The organism is Aeromonas sp. ASNIH4 (assembly GCF_002934425.1).
GTDB classification, from domain to species: Bacteria; Pseudomonadota; Gammaproteobacteria; order Enterobacterales; family Aeromonadaceae; genus Aeromonas; species Aeromonas hydrophila.
Genome location: NZ_CP026217.1, coordinates 1,198,256 through 1,223,551, shown reverse-complemented (window position 1 = coordinate 1,223,551; position 25,296 = coordinate 1,198,256). Strand labels below are relative to the sequence as shown.

Below are 25,296 nucleotides of genomic sequence, written 5' to 3'. Positions count from 1 at the left end.
CCCGACACCAGGGGCAATCCATTCAGGCCGAGTGGGGGTGGCAGCGCTTCTCCCGCACCTTCACCCAAACCCGATCAACAAGCAAAATCCCGGCCACCATGGCGGCGACAAACAACAGTACCATGGGCTGGCCGCTGGAAATGAGACTCAAGCCTGGCCCTGGGCAGATCCCCGCCAGCCCCCAGCCAATGCCGAACAGGGCCGAGCCCCCGATGAGGCGGCGATCCAGTTTGGGGGCCGGTACGCTGGCCATGGGTTCCCCCAGCAGGCTGCGCTTGAGCGGTTTGACCAGCAGGAAGTAACCCGGCATGAACGCCAGCAGTGCCCCGCCCATTACGAACGCCAGGCTGGGATCCCAGTGACCCGCCAGGTCGAGAAACCCGATGACCCGGGCCGGATCTATCATGCCGGAGATGGCAAGACCCAGACCAAACAGCAGACCCGCGAGCAAACTTGTCAGCAACTTCATGGCGATCAGTCCCTTACAGCAGATGATGAGTGACGAACACGGTGATAAAGCCGGCCGCCATAAAGGTGAGGGTGGCGACGATGGATCGTGCTGAAAGCCGCCCCATGCCGCAGATGCCGTGGCCGCTGGTGCAGCCATTGCCAAGGCGGGTGCCGATGCCGACCAGCAGCCCGGCCAGCAGCACCAGTGGCCAGCCTGGCAAGGTGCTGAATGCGGGCATGCTGGCCCAGCCCAGGCTCAGCGCCAGCCAGGCCCCCGCCCCCAGTCCCAGCAAGAAGAGCAGCCGCCAAGGCGCCCTGTGTTGCAGCGCACCGGCCAGAATGCCGCTGATCCCGGCCACCCGGCCGTTGAACAGCATCAGGATCAGGGCCGCGAGCCCCACCAGCATGCCGCCGCCCAGAGAGAGCAGCCATTGGCTTTCCATCATCGAGATTCCTTAATTTCTGAGTGACAAAAATGGGTTTGCAGCGCCGCCAGCACATCGACGGCGGCCTCGCTCACCAGCGAGTAGTAGATCTGCTGGGAGACTTTGCGCGAGCGGATAAGGCCCTGGCGCTTCAATACCGACAGTTGCTGGGAGAAGGCCGACTGCCCGAGCTGGCTGTGAGCCAGCAGCTCCCCGACCCCCTTCTCCCCCTCCACCAGCTGGCAGAGCACCAGCAGCCGCTCGGGATGAGCCAGCGCCTTGAGCAGGGAGGCGGCGGCTGTCGCGTGTCTGTTCATCTCGTCGAATTGGCTCATGACAGTAAATTAGCAATTGCTGATATTTGGTTCTATTGTATAAAGCGACACTAAATTAGCAATATCTAAATTAACTAGGGAGAAGGTCATGACGGTAGACAACGGGGTCAGAGTCCTCGCGGGCTGCATGTTGCTGCTCTCGCTGCTGCTTACCGCCTGGGTGCACCCGGGGTTTGTCTGGCTGAGCGTCTTTGTCGGGGTCAATCTGATCCAGAGCGCCTTCACCGGTTTCTGTCCGGCCGCGATGCTTCTCAAGCGGCTGGGGCTGAAATAGCGTGACGGGTAACGAGGGGGAAAGCAGAAGGTGGAACGAGAGCGGTGAGGATGCTCACCGCGCTTTCATCGTCCTAGCGGTAGCCAGCCGGCCCCGATTATTGACAAACTTGTATCTAAATGTTGCTGAAAGGGTGATGAGGCTTTACCTCCCCGCTCTAGATGAGTACCATCAGGCCGTCAATCAACAGCGGAGACCATCAGTGGGCAACTCATCAAGTGACAGTTGTAGACCGACCCTCGTCGTCGGTACCCGGGTCGCGAGCTAGCCGCAGGTCTTCCTCTGCCGCATGCTCGCAGCCCTGCGAGAAGCGGAAATCCACTCCCCTCTTCTCTTTTTTACACTTGACGTCAGGTGACCTGGCTTTGCCATGACACTTTGCCTGCATAGTTTCTGCTTCCCACAAGGAGGCTGCTATGCGTTTTGTTTCAACTCTGTCCGTATCCAACCGGACTCACCCCCTGCTGAGCAGACTGGGCCGCGGCTTGCTGCCGCTCTGGTTGCGCGGCAAACGGCGCCAGCACCACTACCGGCTGCAGATCCGTTGCGAGGATCGGGCCGACATGGAGCAGGTGCTGGATCTGGTGAACCACACCCTGCAACCGGCGGGCCTGCAACCTCTGCAGTCCCTGCGACCCGGTCGCAGCGGCGGGCGGGAGCTGGTGCTCAACCTGCACTGCACCCCGCCCCAGCGTCGCTATCTGGTGCAGTTCGTGCATCAGGTGGGGGTACATCACCCGGTTCGCTGGGAGCTGCATCCCCGCCGCGACCCCGAACTCGTGCTCAATTGATCGTGCACGACTGATATCCGGGGCCAGCCATGCTGGCCCCTTTCAATCCGTTTCACCGCCCTGCCCGCCATCCTGGATGGACGGGCCGGGCGCCTCGTGCGTGTTTCTCGTCAATTCATGGCCTGCACGCACGGGGCCGTTGGCGGGGGTACCGTCCCCTCGCCCGCCTTCAGAAAGGCCATCTGCAACAGAAGGAGTACGCCATGAGAATGTGGCAGCAATTCGACATGATCTCTCTGCTCGACACCCTGGCCAGCCTGCTGCTGGCCTTCGTGCTGGGCAGCCTGGTGGGGCTGGAGCGCCAGTACCGCCAGCGCACCGCGGGCCTGCGCACCAACGTGCTGGTGGCGGTGGGCGCGGCCCTGTTCGTCAACCTGGCCCAGCGCATCTATGACCTGCACGGCGGCACCTATGGGGTGGTGCACGTGGTGGCCTACATCGTCTCCGGTATCGGCTTTCTCGGCGCCGGCGTCATCATGCGTGAATCCGGCAACATCCGCGGCATCAACACCGCGGCCACCCTGTGGGGCGTGGCGGCAGTTGGCGCCGCCAGCGGGGCCGGGCTGGCCATGGAGGCGATCCTCGGCGCCCTATTCGTGCTGGCCGCCAACACCCTGCTGCGCCCGCTGGTCAACCAGATCAACCGCCGCCCGGTGGACAACACCGACACCGAGGTGACCTACCGGGTGACCGCCCTCACCCAGCGCGAGTACCAGAAGGAGGTGCTGCACTGGCTGGAAGAGATGCTGGAGCAGGCCAACTACCCGTTGAGCGAGCTCGACATCGAGCCCTTCGGCGAGCGGGATCTGGAAATTTCGGCAGTGCTGCTGGCCACCTCCATCGATGGCGACGAGCTCGACGCCCTGATGGTAAAGCTCGGCATCCACCCCCACATCAAGCAGGTGTTCTGGCGCGCCAGTACCACCGACTGACACCAGACTCCACCATTGAAAATGCAAAAGCCCCACTATTGCCAGCGGGGCTTTTGCTTTTCAGGATGCGGGGAGCTCTGGCGACCCGGGCAGCCCGCTGACTGCGCCAGCGGATGCGCGGATTGATCACCTGGGCGGTCTGGGGCGGCGGATTGCCCGCAATAAGCTTTTGCATCAGCTCGAAGGTCGCCCGGGCCAGGGCCGGGCAATCCTGGGCCACCGAGTCGATGCGCATGGGGATGCAGTCGAGCAGGTCGTGATCATCGAAGGTACAGAGCCGCATACCCGTCTCCATCAGCCCCGCCTCGTTGAGGTAGCGCAGCACCCCCTCCAGCAGGGTAAAGGAGGCGGTGAAGAGCCCCTTGGGCGGCGCGCCGAGCTCGGCCACCAGCTCGGCCATCAACTGATAGCCCGAGCTTGGCTGGTAGTCGCGGTGGCGCACCCGGGTCGGGTCCGCCTCCAGCCCGGCGCGGTGCAACCCCAGCTCATAGCCCGCCAGCCGGTGGCGGCTGGGGGAGAGATCCAGCAGGCCGCCGAAGTAGTAGATCTCCTCGCCGCACTGGCCGGCCATCTCCTGCACCAGCTCGGCGGTGGCCTTGCAGGCATCGGAGATCACCATGGGCAGACGCGACTCACCGATGTGGCGGTCGAGTTGCACCACCGGCAGGCGGTCGTGAATGCGGGCATAGATATCATCGCTGTGGCCGCTGGAGGCGACAATCAGCCCATCCACCTGGCGGCTGATGAGGTTGTCCACCACCCGCTGCTCCAGGGTGGGATCATCCTCGGAGCAGGCGATGAGCAGCTGGATCCCCGCCTCCCGGCAGTGCGCCTCGAGGGCACGGGCGATGCTGGCAAAGCCGAAGTTGGTGAGGTCGGGGATCACCAGCCCCCAGGTGTAACTGCGGGTCTCGCGCAGGGCGCGGGCATGAAAGCTCGGCTGGTAGTGGCACTCGTCCGCCACCGCCTGGATCCGCTTGCGGGTGTCGTCGGCGATGCGGTACTCCGCACTCTTGCCGTTGAGCACCAGACTGGCGGTCGCCTTGGACACCCCCGCCAACTCGGCTATCTGGGCAATCGTGATCCGTTTCTTCTTCTCCACCTGGCCTCCCGGCAAACTGACACCGGGCTATTGTACTAGGCAGGCCGCCAGCGGCCAGTGATCGAGGCAAATTTTGCCGCCCGCGACCGGTTTGCCCGGCGCAAGCTGCGGCCCCGGTCCCGGGAAGTAGCGCGCCGACAGGGAATGGCGGCCGCCATCGACGAAACACTCGAGACTGGATCGATCGCACAAGATGGTGATGCCGCCGCCCAGCCAAGGGCAGCATCGCTCCTCCCACGCTCCGCTCTGCCAGTTCAGGCGGCGCAACACCAGGCGCCCCGGCTGCCAGCACAGCTCGGCCACGGCGCCAAACCAGAAGCTCCCCTCACCGCACAGCGCCAGATCGAGCCAGGCCGACTCAACTGCCAGCCCAGGAAATTCGCCGAGCGCCCCCTCGAAGCGGGTCTGTTCTCCCTTCAGTGCCGCCAGCTCCGCCACCGGCCGCTGGCAGAGCCAGTCGCCTTGCCAGAACAGCTCCCGCGGGCAGCTCATCTGGTGCAGCCAGCCATAGGGGATGGTGGGCTGGCTCATCTCGTTCTCTTCGGGCAGTCCCAGCCAGCCAAACAAGAGGCGCCGCCCCTGGCTGTCCTGGGTGGTCTGCGGGGCATAGAACTCGAAGCCCCGGTCCAGCTCGTGGAAAGCCCCGTGCGCGAAGTGCTCGCCGTCGAAGTCGCCCGCCAGCCAGCCGCACTGGTAGAGGTTGCGATAGTCCTCTCCCCGGGGGGCAATCCCCTGCGGGCAGCTGATCAGCACATGCCGCTCACCAAGTGCAAACAGATCCGGGCACTCCCACATATAACCAAACTCATCGAGCCCTCCGCGCCCACTGCCGGCGATGGGGCCCACCAGCGTCCAGGCATCCAGCGCGTCGCCGCGATAGAGCAGCACTTCACCCTTGTCATCCAGGGTGCGGGCCCCCAGCACCATCAGCCACTGCCGACCGTCGTGCCACACCTTGGGGTCGCGCACATGGCCGCTGTAGCCTTGCGGCAGCTCCAGCACGGGCCCCAGCTTGGCAAAGCCCCCCTCAGCGTCGGCGCGGGCCAGACACTGGTAGGCGGTGCGGCTGCCGTCCGGGTATTTGACGTTGCCGGTATAGATGAGGGTCAGGCGCCCCTGCTCGTCGCTCACCGCCGAGCCCGAGTAGCAGCCGTGGCTCTCATAGGCTTCGGTGGGCAACAGCGCCACCGGCTCGTGCTGCCAGTGCAACAGATCGGTAGAGGTGACATGGCCCCAGCCCTTGTTGCGGTGCTCGCAGCCGAGCGGATTCCACTGGTAGAAGAGGTGGTAGCGCCCGCCGTGCTCGATAAAGCCGTTGGGGTCGTTGAGCAGCCCCACCGGGGCTGCCAGATGCAATCGGGGCCGATGGGGATCGGCCGCCGCCTTGATCTGTCCGGCCAGCAGCGACCGGACAATCTGGTTGAGAAGATCGCTTTCCTTCATCACTCCACCTTGTACTTGAGCAGGTAGGAAGCGGCGAAGGCGGCGCCAAAGGCGATCACCAGCCCGATGATGTAGTGAATAAGGCTCATGGGCTGGACGATGGCCATGCCGGGAATACCGGTCAGCCCCACCGCCGTCATCCCCACCTTGGCCGCCACCACGTAGGCGCCGCCGCAGGCCCCGCCAAACAGACCGGCGAGGAAGGGCTTGATGTAACGCAGGTTCACCCCGAAGATCGCCGCTTCGGTGATACCGAGCAGACAGGACATGGCAGCCGGCACCGTGATGGCCTTGATCTTCACATCCCGAGTCTTGAAGTAGACCGCGAGGCAAGCCCCGCCCTGGGCCACGTTGGCCATGGCCCAGATGGGTAGCAGGAAGTTGACGCCGATCTGCGGATTGGCCAGCAGCCCCGCCTCGATGGCGTGGAAGCTGTGATGGATGCCGGTGATGACGATAAGCGAGTAAGTGCCGCCAAACACCAGCCCCGCCAGCCAGCCCGCCTGCTCATAGAGGGCGCTCAGGCCGAACGAGATGCCATCCCCCAGCACCCGCCCGGCGGGGCCGATGAAGAGCAGCGCCACGAAGCCGGTAATGATGACGGTCAAAAACGGGGTGAGGATCAGATCCAGCGCATCGGGGATGCGCCTTCTCAGCTGTTTCTCCAGGTGGGACATGAACCAGACCGCCAGCAGCACCGGGAAGACGGTGCCCTGGTAGCCGATCATGGCCACGTCCAGCCCGAAGAAGTCCATGGTCTTGAAGCCACCGGCCACCCCCCAGGCGTTGGTCAGCGCCGGGTGGGTGAGGATGCCGCCGAGGGTCGCACCCAGATAGGGATTGCCGCCAAACTCCCGCGCCGCCGTAAAGCCGATGAGGATCGGCAAAATGATGAAGGCCGCCGAGCTGAACATGTCGAGCATGACGAACAGGGCGCTGTCGGCGTTGACCCAGCCGTAGGTGCGCACCATGCCGAGCAGCCCCATCAGCAGGCCCGAGGCGACGATGGCCGGAATGATCGGCACGAAGATGTTGGAGAGGGTCCGTGCCAGCCGCTGGGCCACATTGAGCTTGGCCGTCGCCATGTCGGTCAGCTCCGCCTTGCTGGCGGTGCCGGTCCCGGTCAGCGCCACGAACTCCGCATAGACCTTGTTGACCAGACCGGTGCCGAAGATCACCTGGATCTGGCCCGCGTTGCTGAAGCACCCCTTGACCCCCTCCAGCTTGTCGATGGCGGCCTTGTTCACCTTGCTGTCGTCTGCCAGCACCAGCCGCAGCCGGGTGGCACAGTGGGCGGCGCTGACGATGTTCTCCCTGCCCCCGAGCAGGGGCACCAGATCCTTGGCTATCGCACTGATATTCATATTCTTCCTCTTATGACCCGCCACACTGGCGGGCCCTAGTCACATGAGAGTAGGGGCTGTCGAGCCGAGCTTCTAGCCGCAGCTCAACAGCCCTCTGCGCCTGATCGCAAAAAGGCATCCAGTTCGGAGCGGGTCGGCAGCGCCGTCATCGCCCCCTTGGCGGTGGTGGCAAGCGCCCCGCAGCCGTGGGCCTGCGCCAGGATGGCGGGCAGCTCGGCCAGCGTCGGCAGCGAGGTCCGCCCGGACAGGGCCGCCAGCAGACCGGCGACGAAGGCGTCCCCCGCCCCCGTGGTGTCGAGCGGGGTCACTTTCGGCCCTACCCACTCCAACTGCTCGCCACCCAGACGGGCCACCACGCCCCCCGCCCCCCGGGTCACCAGCACCAGCGCCGGCCCCGCTATGGTGGCGATCCCTGCGGCCAGATCGTCCAGACCGCTCAGCAGTTGCAGCTCCTCGATGGAGAGCTTGACCACGTCCGCCTGCGCGATGGCTTCGCGCACCAGCGGCAGCATCTCGGCCGGGTTGCCCCATACCTCGGGCCTCAGGTTGGGGTCGAAGCAGACCCGTCCCCCGGCCGCCTTGATGGCAGCCATAGCCTGCAGGCAACTGCCGCGCACCGGCTCGTTGGCAAGCGCGATGGAGCAAGTCAGCAACCACTGACCGGCATCGAAGCGGGGCAACTCATTCGGGGTGAGGAACTGGTCGGCACTGGGGCGCACCATAAAGGTGAAGCTGCGCTCCCCCTCGTCATCCAATGCCACCAGCACGGTAGAGGTGCGATGGTCTGGATCGAGCCGCAGCGCGGCCACATCCACCCCCTCTCCGCTCAGGGTGTCGGCCATAAAGCGACCGAACGGATCGGCACCAACCCGGCCGATAAAGGCCGCATCGCCACCAAGCCGAGCCACACCGACCGCCACATTGGCGGGCGCACCACCCGGACACTGGAGGTAGTGCCTCTCCCCTTCCGGGATCAAGTCCACCACCGCATCCCCCATTACCCACACACGATTCGTCACCTTGCTACTCCACTGCTGCATCGGATCGACTGCCAAACCCAGACTCTGTTCTGTTGGCTGGCATTATCAGCTAAACCGTTTTAGCCAACCAACAGATCCCGATACCGGCTGCCATTTTTGTGATCGGGATAACGAACTAGAACCAGGTTTCCATCTGCACGCCAAAGTTCCACTCGCCGCCGGCGGTGAAGTTGCTCTGACCCATGGCATCGTTGCTGGCGTAGTGGTCGAGCTCGGAAGACCAGTCCATCCAGGTGGCGAACACCCGCAGCTCAGGCCGCTCGAAGAAGCCGGCGGTCTGCGCCTTGAAGGTGGGGGCGAAGGTGAGTTTGGTGAAGTCGCCGCTCACCGCCTGGCGGCCCTTGTAGCCCTTGGGATCCAGGTCCATGTACTGCCAGGTGGCCTCGTAGACCAGCTCGACGTTCTGGCTCAGCACCTGGGCCAGCCGGCCATTGAGGGTCACCCAGCGGTATTCGTCCCCCTTCACGTAGCGATCCTTGCTCTGCTCGGCCAGCAGGGCCGGGGCGATACGCCAGCGCGGAGCGAGATCGGTGGCGCCAAACACAGCGACCCGCACCGCATCGGCGTCCGGCAGCAGCTCGCTGTCGGAGCCCAGCCCCTTGAGCTCGGCACCCAGGCCATGGCCATACAGCACCGCCGCCTTGGAGAAGCCGGGGTTGATGCCAAAGAAGCTGTCGGCGTGGTAGGCCAGCAGGGTGTGCGCCCCCTTGTTCGCCGCTTCGCTGCCGGCGCCACCATCGTTGATGCGGGTCTCGTTGTCCTTGGCGGAGAGGCCGTTCACCATCCACTGCCAGTTGCCAACGCGGTTGTTCATGGTGAGGATGTAGCTCTCGATGTCGGAGAGACCGCTGGCGCTGATGTCGCCGTAGTCGCGCCCATAGAGAGAGAAGTTGGCCTTCCAGCTGTCGGCCAGCTGCACGTCGTAGACACCGCCGCCGGTACCGGCCAGGAACACCACGTCCGAGTCGAGCCAGTGGATGTCGAAGTTGTCCCGGTCAAAGCGCTTGCCCGCCCACAGTACCGCATTCTTGAAGGGGCCGTCGAAGCTCGCCAGATTGCCGATCTCGGCAAACACCTGACGGGTGTTGAGGCTCGAATCGCTGGCGGTCCAGTCGTTGCTGGTCTCCACCCCGTCCGCCAGCATCAGCTTGTAACGGGCCCAGCTGCCATCGGCGAAGGTCTGGGTCTTCAGCAGATTGGCCTCCATGTAGGTGTCATCCTCGTTGCCAAGGCGACCCACAGCGCCGCCTACCGAGCCGGCCGGGGTGATATAGGGGCCACCGCGGCCCCCGTTGCCATTGCCGTTGACCAAGAGGCCCGAGCGGGCATAACCGTGGAACTCCAAGCCCTGGGCCCCGGCGGTCTGCTTGTCCACCTTCTCGCTCTGGGCCTTGGCCACCACGGCCGTCTCGCGGGCTTCGTTTGCCTTGCTCTGGGCCTCATCAGCCCGCGCTTCGGCGGCGGTGGCGCGCGCCTCGGCTGCCTGTACCCGCGCCTCCAGCGCCGCCAGACGGGCCTCGATACCGCCATCCGCCGCCCACAGCGGGCAGCTCATTCCCAATCCCAGCGCTACCGCCAGCGCCAACTTGTTCTTGCACATCGTCATCGTCCTCACCTGTCATCTGTTGCCCGGTCGGGCCTGTTGTTATCGACGACAAGAGCATAGCTAAACCAATTTAGCTAACTCAATACGCCAGCTAAACCGTTTCAGCTGCAGTGTGAGCGGGATAACATTCGTACAGCAGGAATTGGCGGAAGTTGTGAGGAAGATCCCTCATCGGGATCCACTCAATAAGCGGGGATCTTGCTAAAACAGGGGCAAAAAAAGGGTTCTTCGCGGGATCTTGGGGAAGTGGAAGTTGACAGACAGGGTGCTGGTAAACTGGCTGTCTCCAAACACACCACCACCATCACCCTGCTGTCGCCGTGCATCATATTGATATTGCCTCCTTCTGGCCAGGTTATACCGTCATCGCCCAAGCGCTTTCTGCCAACCATCACACCCTGTTTACCCTTGAGCCTCGCGCCGACTTCTTGCCCCGTTGTCGCCGATGCCTGCAACCCACGCCATTGATCCACGACCAACGTATCCGCCGGGTGCGTGAGCGAGACCTATTTGACCGACAAGTCTGGTTACAACTGCCTGTTCGCCGCGTCGACTGTCTGCGCTGTGGTCGCGTCAGTGAACATATCGACTGGCTCCCCTCTGGCTCCCGCCTCACCCGGCGCATGCAGTGCTGGATTGAAGCGCTCGTTCAGTACCTCCCCATCCGCCATGTCAGCCAGCTCACCGGGGTCGGTTGGCACACCATCAAGGAGATCGACAAGCGCCGTTTGCAGACCAGTGTGGGCACCATCGAACTTGGGGAGGTGCGGCGGCTGGTGATGGATGAGTTTGCCCTGCACAAGGGACACCGCTATGCCACCGTGATCATGGATGCCGAGCGAACCCGCGTCCTGTGGGTGGGGCACGGCAACAGCCGGGCCGCTATCCGTCCCTTCTTCGAGCAGCTCGGCGAGCGATGCCAGCAGATTGAAGCGGTGGCGATGGACATGAACACGGCGTTCGACCTGGAGGTGAAGCAACACTGCCCGCAGGCGGAGGTGGTCTACGACCTGTTCCACGTGGTGGCTCGCTATGGCCGAGAGGTGGTGGACCGGGTGCGAGTGGAGCAGGCGAATGCACTGAAAAGCGATAAACCGGCGCGAAAAGTGGTCAAAAGTGCGCGTTGGTTGCTGCTACGTAATCGGGCGAAGTTGAGTGAAAAACAGGATGTGAAGTTGCAGGAGCTGTTGGCGGCGAATCAACCGCTGGCGATGGTGTACGTGCTGAAAGAGGGGTTGAAGGGCATCTGGTATGCGCCGAGCGTGTGGGAAGGATGGCGACGATGGCGGAGCTGGATGCGGCAGGTGAAGGAAAGCGGGCTAGCGCCGCTGCAACGATTTGGTCGAAATTTATCGAAATATATGCGGGGGATCCTGGCGAGTGCAAACTACCCGATGCACACGAGTGTGCTGGAAGGGGTGAACAACAAGATCAAAGTGATAAAGCGTATGGCATATGGATTTAGGGACTCAGAATACTTTTTTCTGAAAATCAAGGCGGCCTTCCCCGGAAAGCCGCGATGAACCAAAAAAAGAGCCGGCGCAGGGCCGGCTCTTTATATCTGGGTCGCGAAAATCAGCTGGTCAGATCGTCGAAGAAGCGTTTCACCCCTTCGAAGAAGCCTTCCGATTTCGGCTTGTGGGTCTTGGCGGCGGCGCCGCTGAAGGACTCGTCCAGCTGGCGCAGCAGCTCTTTCTGGGACTCGGTCAGCTTGACCGGGGTCTCCACCACCACCTTGCACATCAGATCCCCCACCTGGCCGGAGCGCACGGACTTCACGCCCTTGCCCCGCATGCGGAACATCTTGCCGGTTTGGGTTTCCGGGGTGACCTTGAGCTTGACCCGGCCATCCAGGGTCGGCACTTCGATCTCGCCACCCAGGGCTGCCGCGGTAAAGCTGATGGGCACTTCGCAGTAGAGGTTGTTGCCGTCACGCACGAAGATTTCGTGCTCCTTGACGTGTACCTGTACGTACAGATCGCCCGCCGGTGCACCGGCTTCCCCCGCTTCCCCTTCGCCGGAGAGACGGATGCGATCGCCGGTGTCGACGCCAGCCGGGATCTTGACCGACAGGGTCTTGGTCTTCTGGTAGCGACCCTCGCCATGGCACTTGCGGCACGGATCCTTGATGATCTTGCCGCGACCATGGCAGTGCGGGCACGCCTGCTGCACCGCGAAGAAGCCCTGACGCATCTGCACCTGGCCGGAGCCGTGGCAGGTCGGGCAGGTCTGGGCCGAGCTGCCGGTATGGGCACCGGAGCCGTTACAGACTTCACAGTGGACCAGGGTCGGCACCTTGATCTCCTTGGAGACCCCGCGTACCGCCTCTTCCAGCGTCAGCTCCATGGTGTAGCGCAGATCGGAGCCACGGGCCGGGCCACGACGGCCACCGCCACGGCTGCCACCAAAAATATCGCCAAACACGTCGCCGAAGATGTCGCCGAAATCGGCACCGCCGCCAAAGCCGCCGTGGCCACCGCCACCCTGGCTCTGATCCACGCCGGCATGGCCGTACTGGTCATAGCGGGCACGCAGATTGGCATCGGTCAGGATCTCGTAGGCTTCCTTGACCTCTTTGAACTTCTCTTCGGCCCCGGCATCGCCCTGGTTGCGGTCAGGGTGATACTTCATGGCCAGACGCTTGTACGCCTTCTTGATCTCGCGTTCGTCGGCATCCTTGGATACCCCGAGCACTTCGTAGAAATCGCGCTTCGACATACTTATCCTGTTGCTATATCAGCAGTTACGCAGACGGGCGTTGGTCACCCAACGCCCGTAAATTCATTGACTAAGCCGATGGACGAAGCCTGCTTCGCCCATCTGGGTCGGGCTTACTTCTTGTCGTCTTTCACTTCTTCGAACTCGGCGTCGACCACGTCGTCGTCAGCCTTGGCAGAAGAAGAGGACTGACCGGCATCAGCACCGGCGGCACCTTGCGCCTGAGCCTGCTGCTGGGCAATTTCCATCAGCTTCTGGGACGCTTCCAGCAGTGCCTGCTGTTTGGCTTCGATGGCAGCCTTGTCGTCACCCTTGATGGCGCTTTCCAGCTCGCTCAGTGCGGCTTCGATCTTGGTCTTGTCGTCGGCAGGCAGGGCTTCACCGGCTTCGGTGATCTGCTTGCGGACGGAGTGGACCAGACCATCAGCCTGGTTGCGGGTCTGCACCAGCTCTTCGAACTTCTTGTCCTCGGCCGCGTTGGCTTCGGCTTCGCGTACCATGCGTTCGATCTCGTCATCAGACAGACCAGAGGAGGCCTGGATGGTGATCTTCTGCTCCTTGTTGGTCTCCTTGTCTTTGGCGGAGACGTGCAGGATGCCGTTGGCGTCGATGTCGAAGGTCACTTCAATCTGCGGCAGACCACGCGGTGCCGGACGGATGCCTTCCAGGTTGAACTGGCCCAGAGACTTGTTGTCGCTGGCGCGCTTGCGCTCACCCTGCAGCACGTGAATGGTCACGGCAGACTGGTTGTCTTCGGCAGTGGAGAACACCTGGGACTTCTTGGTCGGAATGGTGGTGTTCTTCTCGATCAACGCAGTCATCACGCTACCCATGGTTTCGATACCCAGGGAGAGCGGGGTCACGTCCAGCAGCAGTACGTCGGTCTTGTCACCGGACAGTACGGCACCCTGGATGGCAGCACCCATGGCCACGGCTTCGTCCGGGTTGACGTCTTTGCGCGGCTCTTTGCCGAAGAAGTCGGCAACGGCCTTCTGCACCATCGGCATACGGGTCTGACCGCCTACCAGGATGACGTCGTCGATCTCGCCAACGGCCAGACCGGAGTCTTTCAGAGCGACACGGACCGGCTCCAGGGAGTCTTTCACCATGTCTTCCACCAGGGATTCCAGCTTGGCGCGGGTCACCTTGATGTTCATGTGCTTCGGACCGGTGGCATCTGCAGTGATGTACGGCAGGTTGACGTCGGTCTGCTGGGCGGAAGAGAGCTCGATCTTGGCTTTCTCGGCTGCGTCTTTCAGACGTTGCAGGGCCAGCTGATCCTTGCGCAGGTCGATGCCCTGCTCGCGCTTGAACTCTTCAACCAGGTAGTTGATGACGCGGTTGTCGAAGTCTTCACCACCCAGGTGGGTGTTACCGTTGGTCGCCAGTACTTCGAAGGTGGTCTCGCCTTCCACTTCGTCGATCTCGATGATGGAGATGTCGAAGGTACCGCCACCCAGGTCATAGACGGCAACCTTGCGCTCGCCCTTGACCTTGTTCACGCCGTAGGCGAAAGCCGCGGCAGTCGGTTCGTTGATGATGCGTTTTACATCCAGACCGGCGATGCGACCGGCATCCTTGGTTGCCTGACGCTGGGCATCGTTGAAGTAGGCCGGCACTGTGATGACGGCTTCGGTCACCGGCTCGCCCAGATAATCTTCGGCGGTCTTCTTCATTTTCTTCAGCACTTCGGCAGAGATCTGCGGCGGTGCCATTTTCTTGCCTTTGACTTCTACCCAGGCGTCACCGTTGTCGGCCTTGGCGATGGCGTACGGCATGATCTCCAGATCGCGCTGTACTTCGTCATCTTCGAAACGACGGCCGATCAGACGCTTGATGGCGAACAGCGTGTTCTTCGGGTTGGTGATGGCTTGGCGCTTGGCCGGCTGACCAACCAGGATTTCGCCGTCATCGGCATAGGCAATGATGGACGGAGTAGTACGGTCGCCTTCCGCGTTCTCGATCACGCGAGCATGGTCGCCATCCAGAATAGCGACGCAGGAGTTGGTAGTACCCAGGTCAATACCGATGATTTTACCCATTTGACGAATCTCCAAATACTTTGAATAAACTGGCGAGGGGCTCGCCTTAATGCGTTAACGGCTAGGTGGGGGCTGCCAATCTGGCTTTCAAGCTCCCGGCATCAAATTTTTTGTGCCGCCGTGGCCTTGCATCCTATATGGGGTCGCAAGCCGCCGCTTCAAGCCCCGCCCTGAAAAAACCTGCCTTCATTCATTGCCATTGGCAGGATGAAGGCCGGCTATCTGTGCCCCCGGCGACCACAGGGCCGGGGCACTTGCCAATAAAAAGCCCGCCGAGCGGCGGGCTCAGCACAGCGATGGGGCTCAGGCCGGGGCCTTGGAGACCATCACCATGGCCGGACGAATGACACGGCCGTTGAGCTCGTAACCCTTCTGCATCACCGCAATGACGGTGTTGGGGGCAAGCTCGGCGTTTTCGATCATGCTCATCGCCTGATGGGCATTGGGGTCGAACGGCTGATTGAGCGGGTCCAGCGGATTGAGGCCGAACTTGCCGACCGAGCTCTGCATGGATTTCAGGGTCAGCTCGACCCCTTCGATCATCGGCTTGAGCGCCTCGTTTTCCTTGTCGGCCAGCTCGATGGCACGCTCCAGGTTGTCCAGTACCGGCAAGAGCTCGGCGGCAAACTTCTCCAGCGCGAACTTGTGGGCCTTCTCCACGTCCTGGGCCGCACGGCGACGCAGGTTTTCCATCTCGGCGACGGCACGAATGGCACGCTCGCGCTCCTCGAGGGAGGCTTGCTGGGCGGCATCCAGTTGTGCCTCAAGCTCGGCAATGCGGGCCTGCTCGGCTGTCACTTCACTGTCTACATCGGTCGGCTCGACTGGCTGGGCTTCCACTTGCTCCATCGCTTCAACCTTTTGTTCTTCGTGGTTCATGACATCTCCAATTCCGGGGTTACTTATTGAGGGCCCGACCACCCGGTTGAGCGACCGGACGGCAATGGGCCGACTATGTTGGCGCTATTATGGGGATGGATCCCCGGCTTTCAAGGGGAAAAGGGCGCCATTATCGCCAAGAGCGTGCGGCGGCGGGCAATTTGGGGCTTTTTCCCGGCATCCGCCGCGGCCGGACCAGCCGGTGGCAGACAAATCCCCCCCAAAGCGCGGTATACTCCCCCCAATACTCATCCCAGACCCGACAGACTATGGATTCTCCGTTCAAAACCATCGCCCTGATTGGCAAACCCCACCACGAAGGGGCCAACCAGACCCTGACCGGCCTGCATCAATACCTGACCACCCGCGGTTTTCGGGTCCTGGTGGAGAGCCGGGTGGCCCATGCCCTCGGCATCATGGACGAGAACGTGATGGATCTGGTGCAGCTGGGCCAGCAGGCGGATCTCGCCATCGTGGTCGGTGGTGACGGCAACATGCTGGGGGCCGCACGGGTGCTGTCGCGCTTCGACGTGGCGGTGATCGGGGTGAACCGGGGCAACCTCGGTTTTCTCACCGATCTCTCACCGCAGGATTACCTGCTGCCGCTGGAGCAGGTGCTGTGCGGCCACTACAAGAGCGAGCACCGCTTCCTGCTGGAGGCGGCGGTTTATCGCCATGGCGAGCGCAAGTCCAACAATCTGGCGGTCAACGAGGCGGTGCTGCACCCGGGCAAGATTGCCCACATGATCGAGTTCGAGGTCTACATCGACGGCAGCTTCATGTACAGCCAGCGCTCGGACGGCATCATAGTGGCCACCCCCACCGGCTCCACCGCCTACTCATTGTCAGCGGGCGGTGCCATCCTCACCCCCAAACTCAACGCCATCACGCTGGTGCCCATGTTTCCGCACACCCTGAGCAGCCGCCCCATCGTGCTGGACGCCGACAGCGAAGTGCGGCTGCTGGTCTCACCGGACAATCAGGATGACGCCATGCAGGTGAGCTGCGACGGTCAGGTGACCCTGGCGGTCCACCCGGGGGACGAGATCCTCATCAAGAAGAGCAGCCACAAGCTGCATCTGGTGCATCCGCTCGATTACAGCTACTTCCACGTGCTGCGCAACAAGCTCGGCTGGGGCAGCAAGCTGTTCTGACGCGCGCTTGACGTTCCTGCGCATCCTGTTGCGGGTCGACTCTTTACTGTATGGAAAACCAGTATATACTGGATGCATACACAGTAATGTTGGCCCATACAGGATGAGACCATGCTGACCCAGCTGACCGTCAACAACTTCGCCATCGTCAAGTTTCTCGAACTCGATCTGCAACCGGGCATGACCTGCATCACGGGTGAGACCGGGGCCGGTAAATCCATCGCCATCGACGCCCTGGGCCTGTGCCTGGGGGAGCGCGCCGAGGCCGGCATGGTACGACCGGACAGCGACAAGAGCGAGGTCAGCGCCCGCTTCCTGCTGGACGGCAACCCGGCCGCCCGCGCCTGGCTTGCCACCAACGAGCTGGAAAACGAAGGGGAGTGTATCGTGCGGCGGGTCATCTCCGCCGAGGGGCGCTCGCGCAGCTACATCAACGGCGTGCCCGTCCCCCTCACCCAGCTCAAGAACCTGGGCCAGCTGCTGGTCAACGTCCATGGCCAGCATGCCCACCAGATGTTGCTCAAACCCGACTACCAGCTCGCCCTGCTCGATGGCTACGCCGGCCACCATCTGCTGCTCGATGAGGTGCGTCGCCACTACCAGCAGTGGCGCCAGCTGCAGAACGAACTCAACCGGCTCAAGGCCGAGCAGCAGCAGCGGGAGGCCCGTCGCCAGCTCATCGAATATCAGGTGCAGGAGCTGGACGAGTTCGCGCTGCAGCCGGGGGAGTTTGAAGAGATTGAAGAGGAACACCAGCGCCTGGCCAACGGCACCGAGCTGATGCAGGAGTGCGGCGCCTGTCTCGACCTGCTCTATGACAACGAAGAGACCACCATCGCCGGCCTGCTGCAGACCGTCGTCGATCGGGCCGAGAGCCTGGTCGCCATGGATAGCCGGCTTGGCGACGTGCTCGGCATGCTCAACGAGGCGCTGATCGGGGTGCAGGAGAGCCACAGCGAACTGCGCAATTATCTGGACCGGCTGGAGCTGGATCCCGAGCGTTTCAACGAGCTGGAAGCCCGCCTCTCCAAGGCCATCAATCTCGCCCGAAAGCACCACGTCAAACCGGCCGAACTGGCCCTGCACCATCAGGAGCTGGCCGCCGATCTGGCGCGCCTCAACTTCGACGAGGAGCGCCTCGAGGGCATGGAAGACGAGCTGGCCGAGGCCCGCCTGGCATTCGTGCAAGCCGCCGAGGCCCTGAGCCAGAGTCGCCAGCGCTACGCCGAGGAGCTTGGCGCCAAGGTGAGTGCCAGCATGCACGAGCTGGCGATGCCGGATGGCCGCTTCGCCATCGAGGTACGCCCCGATGCCCAGAGCAGCCTCTCGCCCCTTGGCATCGATCGGGTGGAGTTCATGGTCACCACCAACCCGGGCCAGCCCATCCAGCCGCTCGGCAAGGTGGCCTCCGGCGGTGAACTGTCGCGCATCAGCCTGGCCATCGTGGTCATCAGCGCCCGCAAGGTCTCCACCCCCACCCTGATCTTCGACGAAGTGGACGTGGGCATCAGCGGCCCGACCGCCGCCGTAGTGGGGCGCCTGCTGCGCCAGCTGGGTGAATCCACCCAGGTGATGGTGGTCACCCACCTGCCACAAGTCGCGGGCAAGGGCCATCAGCACATGGTGGTCAGCAAGCACACTGACGGCAAGACCACGGAAACCCAGATGCAGGCGCTGGATCAAGGGGCCCGTCTCAACGAGCTGGCCCGCCTGCTGGGGGGGGATCAGATCACCGACAATACCCTGGCCAACGCCCGCGAATTGCTGGCCTGCTGAGATACAGATCAGCCATCTGAACGCGGGGCCCACGGTGAGGATCAGGTACCCCGCGTAACCCAGCCCCTTGGTGACGGCGGTTTGCGGCTTAGCGGCTGGAGCATCATCACCATGCTGCCGTTGCCGTATCCTGAAGGGTCACCCCCGGCGGTTTGGATGGTCACGGCCTGCCTAACCGGGTTGGAGCATTCTTGTCGCTAACCAACCCGAGCCACAATCTCATCTCTTTGCTTGCCCATCCCTCTATCCACCTCTTGCAACGTGAACCTTGCGGCGATTAGCGAGCCCGCCAGCGCTTGCCACACAGCCATCTCCTCCCGCTTGTCTCCCTGTCCGGGCTTGCCTCCCTGCCCTAATCTGCTGCCCTGGTCTGCCTCCCTGCCCTGCCCCAAGACGATTCAGCAGCAGAAGTGTGCGCCCCTTTGACCACAGGGTTTCGCCCGCCGTAGGGCGGCCTGCGCCGGTTGCCATCAGCAGGGACGGCGCATAGAGTGAAACCAGAGCGGGGGTCAGCCCCTGTTTTCCCATTTGCCCCGCATACCTGATCTTGCCTCAGGTACGTCATCAACCGCAGGAATGGCACCATGCTCCACGTGTTTGGTCACAAGAATCCCGACAGCGACAGTATCTGTACCGCTCTGGTTGCCGCCGACTGGCTCAATCGTCAGGGCCGCGCGGCCCAGGCCTATGCCCTCGGTGAGCCCATCGCCGAAACCCGCTTCATTCTGGAAACCGCCGGCGTTGCCGCCCCGCCTCTGCTGCAGGGCAGCGTGGCCAACAAGGAGGTGTTCTTGGTGGATTTCAGCGAGCTGGAGCAGGGCCCCGAAGGGCTGGCCGAGGCGGACGTGCAGGGCCTCATCGATCACCATCGCATCGGTACCCTCATCACCCGGGGCCCGCTCGATGCCTGGATCCGGGCCGTCGGGTGCAGCGCCACCGTGCTGCTGGAGCTGATGGGCTATGACACCCTCTCCCGCGCCCAGGCTCGCCTGCTGCTGGGGGCCATCATCAGCGATACCTTCAGCCTCACCTCGCCCACCACCACGGCCCGCGACCGCGCCGCCGTCCATGCCCTGCTGCCGCTGGCCGATCTGGCGCTGGAGCCCTTTGCCCAGACCCTGCTGGAACGGCGCACCCAGCTCGGTGACGCCCCTATGACCGAGCTGCTTGCCGCCGACGAGAAGGCCTACCAGATCGCCGGCTACCAGCTCTATGTCAGCCAGATCTGCGTGATGGATCCCGCCCAGCTGCACAGCCGCCAGGCTGAGCTGGAGCAAGCCATGCAAGAGCGGCTGATGCAGGACGAGCTGGATGCCTATGTGTTGATGCTGACCGATCTGGCCAAGGGGGGCAGCCAACTCTACTTCGCCAGCAACGGCATTCTGCCCGAGCAGCCGACACATCTGGTTGGCGCCGTCAGCCGCAAGAAGGAGGGGCTGCCCTGGCTGACCCGCTATCTCTCCGGCGAGCAGCTCTGACCCCAGGCGGCGGGCCGGCCTCTGCCGACTCGCCGCCCACTCCTCTTTTCAGCCCCGCCTCACCGGCCCATTCACGGCGCTTCCCGGCCAGACGACTCATGCTTTGCTCACACTTTTACCGCCTCGTATCCCATTTTCCCGCCAAAACCCGGTTTTCCTTCATTTTCCATTCAACTCAGTCTGTTATGATGATGTAAACGAACATGGCCTGGCGATGCATCACCGACACGAGGTGACGCCTGCCGTACAGAGAGCCAGGTTCGTGCTATGCGACACATAGCGGGCACACAGTGGTATGGGACAGGCCGTTTGTCCCGGGTGACCCGCGCCATGCCAAGGGAGAACTGCTTATGACCTCAACCAATATTGTGCTGTTGCTGGAAGGCAAGGATTACGAGCAGGAGACGCTGGCCAAAGCGAGTCAATTGGCACAAGCCATGGGGGGCGAGCTGACCCTGTTGCACCTGACCCACAGCAGCAAGATGCGCCGCAAGAGCCTGTCGCTGTCGGAAGAGGAGCGCAGCGCCCAGGGCACGCTGGATGCCAAGGCCATCATCAGCGAACTCATCACCACCCTGCAGCACCCGGTGGATTACCAGTGTCTGGTGGTCGATGACGTGGTGCCCGACCTGAAACGCTGGCTGGCCGCCAACCCGACCGATCTGCTGCTGGTCGGCAGCCGCCACCACTGGATGGAAGGCTCCCTGGCCCGCCTGCTCATCTACAAGCTGCCGATCGACATCCAGATCTGCCACGAACCCTACAGCGAGCAGCTCAAAGCCGTCGGTTGATGACCGGGGTGCCCACCCGCGAGGTGGGCACCCTGTTGCCACCTCCCTTTCGGGGTCCTTTTTACCCCGCCATCCCCTGCTTGCCCTCCTCATTGCCCCGGCCTAATGACAAGGCTATTTACATGTTTCCTTACATATTCATCGCTGTTTTTTAAGCCTCGTTTGCTGCAGGATATTGCCCTTGCACGCCTTCGTTCGCTTCTTTCAGGTGAAACATGAACATAACTCCCCAGCAGAGAAAAGTTGCCCTGCTCGTCCTCGTCCTCTTGCTCGCCATCGGCTGGCTGCTCTGGCCGAGCAAGACGCCCGAGCCGGTGCTGACCGCCCAGGTAACCCGTCAGGATGTGGAGCAGACCGTGCTGGCCAGCGGGGTACTGCAGGCCATCGAGCAGGTGGACGTCGGTGCCCAGGTCTCCGGCCAGGTCACCTATCTCGCGGTGGAAGCGGGCCAGAAGGTCAAGCAGGGGGATTTGCTGGCCGAGATCGACCCGCTGATCGCCCAGAACAACCTCAAGACCGCCGAGGCGGATCTCGCCAGCCGCCGCGCCCAGCTCAAGATCAAGCAGGCCCAGCTCAAGCAGAACGAGCTGAGCTGGCGCCGTCAGCAGCAGATGTTCAGGCAGGAGGCAAGCTCGCGCGCCGATCTGGAGAGCGCCGAAGCCCTCCTGGCCGTGACCAGGGCCGAGCTGCAAAGCGCCCAGGCCGAGGTCGAGAATGCCCAGATCAAGGTGGAGAGAACCAAGACCGAGCTCGGCTACAACCGCATTCAGGCCCCCATGGATGGCACCGTCGTCAGCATTGTGACCCGTCAGGGCCAGACCCTGGCCGCCAGCCAGACGGTGCCGACCCTGCTCAAGCTCGCCAATCTGGAGACCATGACGGTCAAGGCGCAGATCTCGGAAGCGGACGTCACCCGGGTCAAAGCCGGCATGCCGGTCTACTTCACCCTGATGGGAGACCCGGATACCCGCTACCACGGCACCCTGCGCACCGTCGAGCTGGCCCCCACCAACATCAACGAACAGGCCACCAGCACCACGGCCACCAGCAACGCCGCCGTCTACTACTACGCCCTGTTCGACGTGCCAAACCCGGATCACACCCTGCGGGTCGCCATGACCACCCAGGTCACCATAGTGCTCGGCGAGCGCAAGCAGGTGCTGACGATTCCGCAGACCGCCCTTGGCAAGAAGCTCGGGGAAAACGAGTACGAGGTCACCCTGCTCAAGGAGGACGATCAGAAGGAGACCCGCCGCATCAAGACCGGCATGAAGGACGACATCAAGATCGAAGTGGTTAGCGGCCTGAGCGAACAGGAGAAGGTCACCCTGGGCCAGGGCAAGCCAGCCAGCAACAATGACGTGGAGATCATGCTGTGAGCGAGCCGCTGATCCAGCTCAAGGGGATCGAGCGCCGCTACCAGAGCGGGGAGCAGGAAGTGACCGTGCTCCATCCGCTCGACCTCACCATCGAGGCGGGGGAGATGATCGCCATCGTCGGTGCCTCAGGCTCCGGCAAGTCGACCCTGATGAACCTGCTGGGCTGCCTCGATCGGCCGAGCAGTGGCCAGTACCTGTTCCGTGGCCAGGATACCGCGACCCTGGATGCCCTCTCCCTCGCCCGGCTGCGCTGCCACCACTTCGGCTTCATCTTTCAGCGCTACCACCTGCTGCCGCACCTCAATGCCGCCGCCAACGTGGAGATCCCGGCCGTCTACGCCGGTACGCCACGGGCCGAGCGCCAGGCCCGCTCACAGGCGCTGCTCACCCGGCTGGGGCTCAGCGAGCGCAGCCATCATACCCCGAGCCAGCTCTCCGGCGGCCAGCAGCAGCGGGTCAGTATCGCCCGGGCGCTGGCCAATGGCGGCGAGGTGATCCTGGCGGACGAACCGACCGGGGCCCTCGACAGCCAGAGCGGCAAGGAGGTGATGGCCATTCTCAAGGAGCTCCACGCCCAGGGCCACACCATCATTCTGGTGACCCACGACATGGAGGTGGCCAGCCACGCCGACCGGATCATCACCCTGAAAGATGGCCGGGTGCAGGAGGACAGCGGTCGCAAGCCGGCGGCCGTCCCCGTGACCCCGACCGCCGCCCCTGCCGGCAAGGAAGGAGCTGGCCACGACTGGGATCGCTACCGGGAAGCGGCGCGCATGGCGCTGCACGCCATGCTGGCCCACCGCATGCGCACCTTCCTCACCATGCTTGGCATCATCATCGGCATCGCCGCCGTGGTGAGCGTGGTGGCGCTCGGTCAAGGGGCGCGCGCCAAGGTGATCGATCAGATCAACGCCATGGGCACCAACACCATCGACATCTTCCCCGGCAAGGATTGGGGGGACGAGAAGGCGGCCAGCATCCAGACCCTCAACAAGCGGGATCTCGACGCCCTGCTCGGTCAGCCCTATCTGGAAGGGGCCAGTCCCCAGATAGCCGCTCCCGGCCAGTTGCGTTATCGCAACAAGACCAGCAGCGGCAGCATAGTGGGGGTCGGCAACGACTTCTTCCGGGTCAAGGGGATGAAGCTCACCAACGGCCGGTTGTTCGACGAGCGTGACATCCAGAACCGGGCGGCAGTGGCGGTGGTGGACGGCAAGACCATCGAGAGCCTGCTCGGCAAGCAGGATCCCGTCGGCCAGGTGGTACTGGTCGGCACCCTGCCGGTGCGCATCATCGGCGTGGTGGAAGAGGAGACCGGATTTGGCCGCAGCAGCCAGTCGGTGAACGTCTGGCTGCCCTACAGCGCCGTGATGAGCCGTCTCATCTCCCAGAACCACTTCAGCCAGCTCACCATCCGGGTCAAGGACGGGGTGCAACCGGCGCTGGCCGAACAGGCCGCCATCGAGCTGCTGACCCAGCGCCACGGGGTGAAGGACTTCTTCACCTTCAGCAGCGACAGCATCATCAAGTCGGTGGAGAAGACCACCGCCACCATGACGCTCTTGGTCTCCGCCATCGCGGTGATCTCCCTCATTGTCGGCGGTGTCGGGGTAATGAACATCATGCTGGTGTCGGTGGTGGAGCGTACCCGCGAGATCGGCATCCGCATCGCGGTCGGCGCCCGCCAGTCGGACATACTGCAGCAGTTTTTGATCGAGGCGGTGATGGTGAGCCTACTGGGCGGCATGCTCGGGGTCGGCGTCTCTCTCTTCATCGGCCTGCTCTTCTCCCTTTTTGTGGAGAGCATCCAGATGCACTTCTCGCTCTTTTCCATCCTGATGGCGTTTGGCTGTTCCTCGCTCATCGGGATCCTGTTTGGCTACCTGCCCGCCCGCAATGCCGCCCGGCTTGACCCGGTCGAGGCGCTGGCGAGGGAATGACGATGTACCACTTATCCAAACTGGGGCTCTGCCTCACCCTGGCGCTCGGTCTCGGCGCCTGCAGCCAGCAGAGCAGCTATCAGCGGCAGGATCTGGCGCTGGCCGACCACTGGCAACAGCCGGACGACGGCCTCACCCGGCAGCAGGCCGGCCCCTGGTGGCAAGGCTTCCACGACCCCGAGCTGGATCGGCTGATCGAGACCGTGCTGGCCGCCAACCCGGACATGCAGGTAGCCGGCCTGCGCCTGCGCAGTGCCCTGCTCGGCGCCGATCTGGCCGACACCAACCTGACTCCCTCGGTCAATGCCGGCATCAGCGGCAATGGCACCAAGGATCTGAAGAGCGGCAAGGCCAGCGGCAGCATGGGCCCCACCCTCACCCTCGGCTACGAGGTGGATCTGTGGGGCCGGCTCGCCTCGGTGCGGGATCAGGCGAGCTGGGAGGCCGAGGCCTCCGCCCAGGATCTGGCGGCCACCCGCCTGATGCTGATCGGCAAGGCGCTGGAGCAGTACTGGCAGCTGGCCTATCTCGGCTCGGCCATCACCCTCGGCCAGCAGCAGCTCGCCAACTATGAGCGCGCCGAGCAGCTGACCCAGGCCAAGTACCGGGCCGGCGCCGTGACCCGGCTCGACCTGGTGCAGGCCAGCCAGCAGAAAGCCGGCAAGCAGGCGGAGCTCAGCTCGCTCCTGATGCAACAGGAGCAGGCCCGCAATGCCCTGCGGCTGTTGCTCGGTCGCAGCAGCGGCTCGCTGGCGTTCGAACCCAAGGCACTGCCGACGGCCCCCATCCCCACGCTGGCGGTCGGCATTCCGGCCGATGTGCTGGCGCGGCGCCCCGACGTGCGCGCCGCCGAGCTGCGCCTGCGCAAGACCCTGGCGAAGGGGGACGAGATCCGCACCGGTTTCTACCCCACCCTGAGCCTGACCGGCGGGGCCAGCAGCAGCTCGGACACCCTGACACAGGTGCTGCAAAACCCGGTGGGAACCCTGGGCGCCACGCTGGCGCTGCCCTTCCTCGAATACAACAAGACCCGGCTCGCCATCGCGGGCTCCAGGCTCGATTACCAGATAGCCGAGGCAGAGTTTCGCAAGCAGCTCTACAGCGCGCTGGTGGAGGTGGAAGATGGTCTGACCGCCCGCCACCACGGCGAGCAGCGCCTGAACTACCTGGCCGAGCAGCTGGACTTTGCCAAAGAGGCGGAGCGGCTGGCCAGAGCCCGCTACCAGGCCGGCGCCACCGGGGTACAACCCTGGCTGGATGAGCAGAACCGGTTGTGGGATGCCGAGCTCGCCCTGCTCGGCCAGCAGAAGGAGCAGCTCAACACCATGGCCAGGATCTACAAGGCGCTGGGGGGGAGCGATCGCAGCTGACCGGCCT

21 protein-coding genes and 1 pseudogene are annotated in these 25,296 nt (G+C 63.5%); 11 read left to right on the top strand and 11 right to left on the bottom strand.

From position 1 onward, the window contains the following. Positions 1–22: 22 nt before the first annotated feature. Genes C2U40_RS05740 through C2U40_RS05730 form a run of 3 tightly spaced genes read right to left on the bottom strand, consistent with a single transcriptional unit; the run spans position 23 to position 1,210 of the window. Entirely contained in the window at positions 23–469 is a 447-nt protein-coding gene (locus tag C2U40_RS05740) for a YeeE/YedE family protein (RefSeq protein WP_167297462.1), read from the bottom strand. 13 nt (positions 470–482) lie between these two features. Beyond that, positions 483–896: a YeeE/YedE family protein gene (locus C2U40_RS05735; protein WP_181014937.1), complete on the bottom strand. Its 414-nt coding sequence runs from the start codon at positions 894–896 to the stop codon at positions 483–485. Further along, a complete protein-coding gene (locus C2U40_RS05730) occupies positions 893–1,210 on the bottom strand; it encodes an ArsR/SmtB family transcription factor (protein ID WP_024945075.1) in 318 nt (105 codons plus the stop codon). The genes C2U40_RS05735 and C2U40_RS05730 overlap by 4 nt, the downstream gene beginning before the upstream one ends. A gap of 88 nt (positions 1,211–1,298) precedes the next feature. Between C2U40_RS05730 and C2U40_RS05725 the strand changes: the two genes are divergently transcribed. The 3 genes from C2U40_RS05725 (at position 1,299) to C2U40_RS05715 (ending at position 3,207) form a co-directional block, all read left to right on the top strand. Beyond that, a complete protein-coding gene (locus C2U40_RS05725; protein ID WP_103828887.1) occupies positions 1,299–1,484 on the top strand; it encodes a YgaP family membrane protein in 186 nt (61 codons plus the stop codon). Between the two features lie 416 nt (positions 1,485–1,900). Further along, positions 1,901–2,275 (top strand): hypothetical protein, encoded by a 375-nt coding sequence (locus C2U40_RS05720; RefSeq protein ID WP_017410711.1) that lies wholly within the window; start codon positions 1,901–1,903, stop codon positions 2,273–2,275. Positions 2,276–2,478: 203 nt separating this feature from the next. Beyond that, positions 2,479–3,207, top strand: a complete 729-nt coding sequence (locus C2U40_RS05715; protein WP_024945078.1) for an MgtC/SapB family protein — start codon at positions 2,479–2,481, stop codon at positions 3,205–3,207. A gap of 94 nt (positions 3,208–3,301) precedes the next feature. On the opposite strand, the pseudogene C2U40_RS05710 reads toward C2U40_RS05715, so the two are convergent. The 5 genes and pseudogenes from C2U40_RS05710 to C2U40_RS05690 form a co-directional block, all read right to left on the bottom strand. Then, positions 3,302–4,309: pseudogene (locus C2U40_RS05710) on the bottom strand (substrate-binding domain-containing protein); the annotation flags it as partial. A gap of 27 nt (positions 4,310–4,336) precedes the next feature. After that, positions 4,337–5,752, bottom strand: coding sequence for a glycoside hydrolase family 32 protein (locus tag C2U40_RS05705; protein ID WP_103828888.1), 1,416 nt, complete (start codon positions 5,750–5,752; stop codon positions 4,337–4,339). Further along, positions 5,752–7,116: a sucrose-specific PTS transporter subunit IIBC gene (locus C2U40_RS05700; RefSeq protein WP_103828889.1), complete on the bottom strand. Its 1,365-nt coding sequence runs from the start codon at positions 7,114–7,116 to the stop codon at positions 5,752–5,754. Before C2U40_RS05700 ends, C2U40_RS05705 begins: the two co-directional genes overlap by 1 nt. 83 nt (positions 7,117–7,199) lie before the next feature. Continuing rightward, positions 7,200–8,156, bottom strand: a complete 957-nt coding sequence (locus tag C2U40_RS05695; RefSeq protein WP_103828896.1) for an aminoimidazole riboside kinase — start codon at positions 8,154–8,156, stop codon at positions 7,200–7,202. A 115-nt stretch (positions 8,157–8,271) separates the two neighbouring features. Further along, positions 8,272–9,762 (bottom strand): carbohydrate porin, encoded by a 1,491-nt coding sequence (locus C2U40_RS05690; protein ID WP_103828890.1) that lies wholly within the window; start codon positions 9,760–9,762, stop codon positions 8,272–8,274. Positions 9,763–10,082: 320 nt separating this feature from the next. Here C2U40_RS05690 and C2U40_RS05685 point away from each other — a divergent pair, with 320 nt between their 5' ends. Beyond that, positions 10,083–11,285, top strand: a complete 1,203-nt coding sequence (locus C2U40_RS05685) for an ISL3-like element ISAeme19 family transposase (protein WP_081000878.1) — start codon at positions 10,083–10,085, stop codon at positions 11,283–11,285. A gap of 52 nt (positions 11,286–11,337) precedes the next feature. Here C2U40_RS05685 and dnaJ read toward each other — a convergent pair whose 3' ends face one another. The 3 genes from dnaJ to grpE all read right to left on the bottom strand — a co-directional run bounded on the left by dnaJ (position 11,338) and on the right by grpE (position 15,401). After that, on the bottom strand, positions 11,338–12,480 hold the full coding sequence (dnaJ, locus tag C2U40_RS05680) for a molecular chaperone DnaJ (protein ID WP_011706780.1): 1,143 nt from the start codon (positions 12,478–12,480) through the stop codon (positions 11,338–11,340). 113 nt (positions 12,481–12,593) lie between these two features. After that, complete coding sequence (dnaK, locus tag C2U40_RS05675; RefSeq protein ID WP_011706781.1) at positions 12,594–14,522, bottom strand: molecular chaperone DnaK; 1,929 nt, start codon at positions 14,520–14,522, stop codon at positions 12,594–12,596. A gap of 303 nt (positions 14,523–14,825) precedes the next feature. Then, positions 14,826–15,401 carry a nucleotide exchange factor GrpE gene (gene grpE, locus C2U40_RS05670; protein WP_011706782.1) on the bottom strand — a complete coding sequence of 192 codons (576 nt, stop codon included), beginning with the start codon at positions 15,399–15,401 and terminating at the stop codon, positions 14,826–14,828. A gap of 269 nt (positions 15,402–15,670) precedes the next feature. On the opposite strand from grpE, the gene nadK reads away from it, so the two are divergent. From nadK to C2U40_RS05630, 7 genes are all read left to right on the top strand, one after another. Further along, positions 15,671–16,555: an NAD(+) kinase gene (nadK, locus tag C2U40_RS05665; protein WP_005303013.1), complete on the top strand. Its 885-nt coding sequence runs from the start codon at positions 15,671–15,673 to the stop codon at positions 16,553–16,555. Positions 16,556–16,666: 111 nt separating this feature from the next. Further along, on the top strand, positions 16,667–18,331 hold the full coding sequence (gene recN / locus C2U40_RS05660; RefSeq protein WP_103829078.1) for a DNA repair protein RecN: 1,665 nt from the start codon (positions 16,667–16,669) through the stop codon (positions 18,329–18,331). A 584-nt stretch (positions 18,332–18,915) separates the two neighbouring features. After that, positions 18,916–19,809: a DHHA2 domain-containing protein gene (locus C2U40_RS05650; RefSeq protein WP_043159669.1), complete on the top strand. Its 894-nt coding sequence runs from the start codon at positions 18,916–18,918 to the stop codon at positions 19,807–19,809. A gap of 350 nt (positions 19,810–20,159) precedes the next feature. After that, entirely contained in the window at positions 20,160–20,600 is a 441-nt protein-coding gene (locus C2U40_RS05645; protein WP_011706786.1) for a universal stress protein, read from the top strand. Positions 20,601–20,815: 215 nt separating this feature from the next. Beyond that, positions 20,816–21,979, top strand: a complete 1,164-nt coding sequence (gene macA, locus C2U40_RS05640; RefSeq protein WP_103829076.1) for a macrolide transporter subunit MacA — start codon at positions 20,816–20,818, stop codon at positions 21,977–21,979. Continuing rightward, entirely contained in the window at positions 21,976–23,919 is a 1,944-nt protein-coding gene (locus C2U40_RS05635; RefSeq protein WP_103829075.1) for a MacB family efflux pump subunit, read from the top strand. Before macA ends, C2U40_RS05635 begins: the two co-directional genes overlap by 4 nt. Further along, the gene (locus tag C2U40_RS05630) at positions 23,916–25,289 is read left to right on the top strand and encodes an efflux transporter outer membrane subunit (RefSeq protein WP_103829074.1); all 1,374 of its coding nucleotides are present in this window, start codon (positions 23,916–23,918) and stop codon (positions 25,287–25,289) included. Before C2U40_RS05635 ends, C2U40_RS05630 begins: the two co-directional genes overlap by 4 nt. Positions 25,290–25,296: the final 7 nt, after the last annotated feature.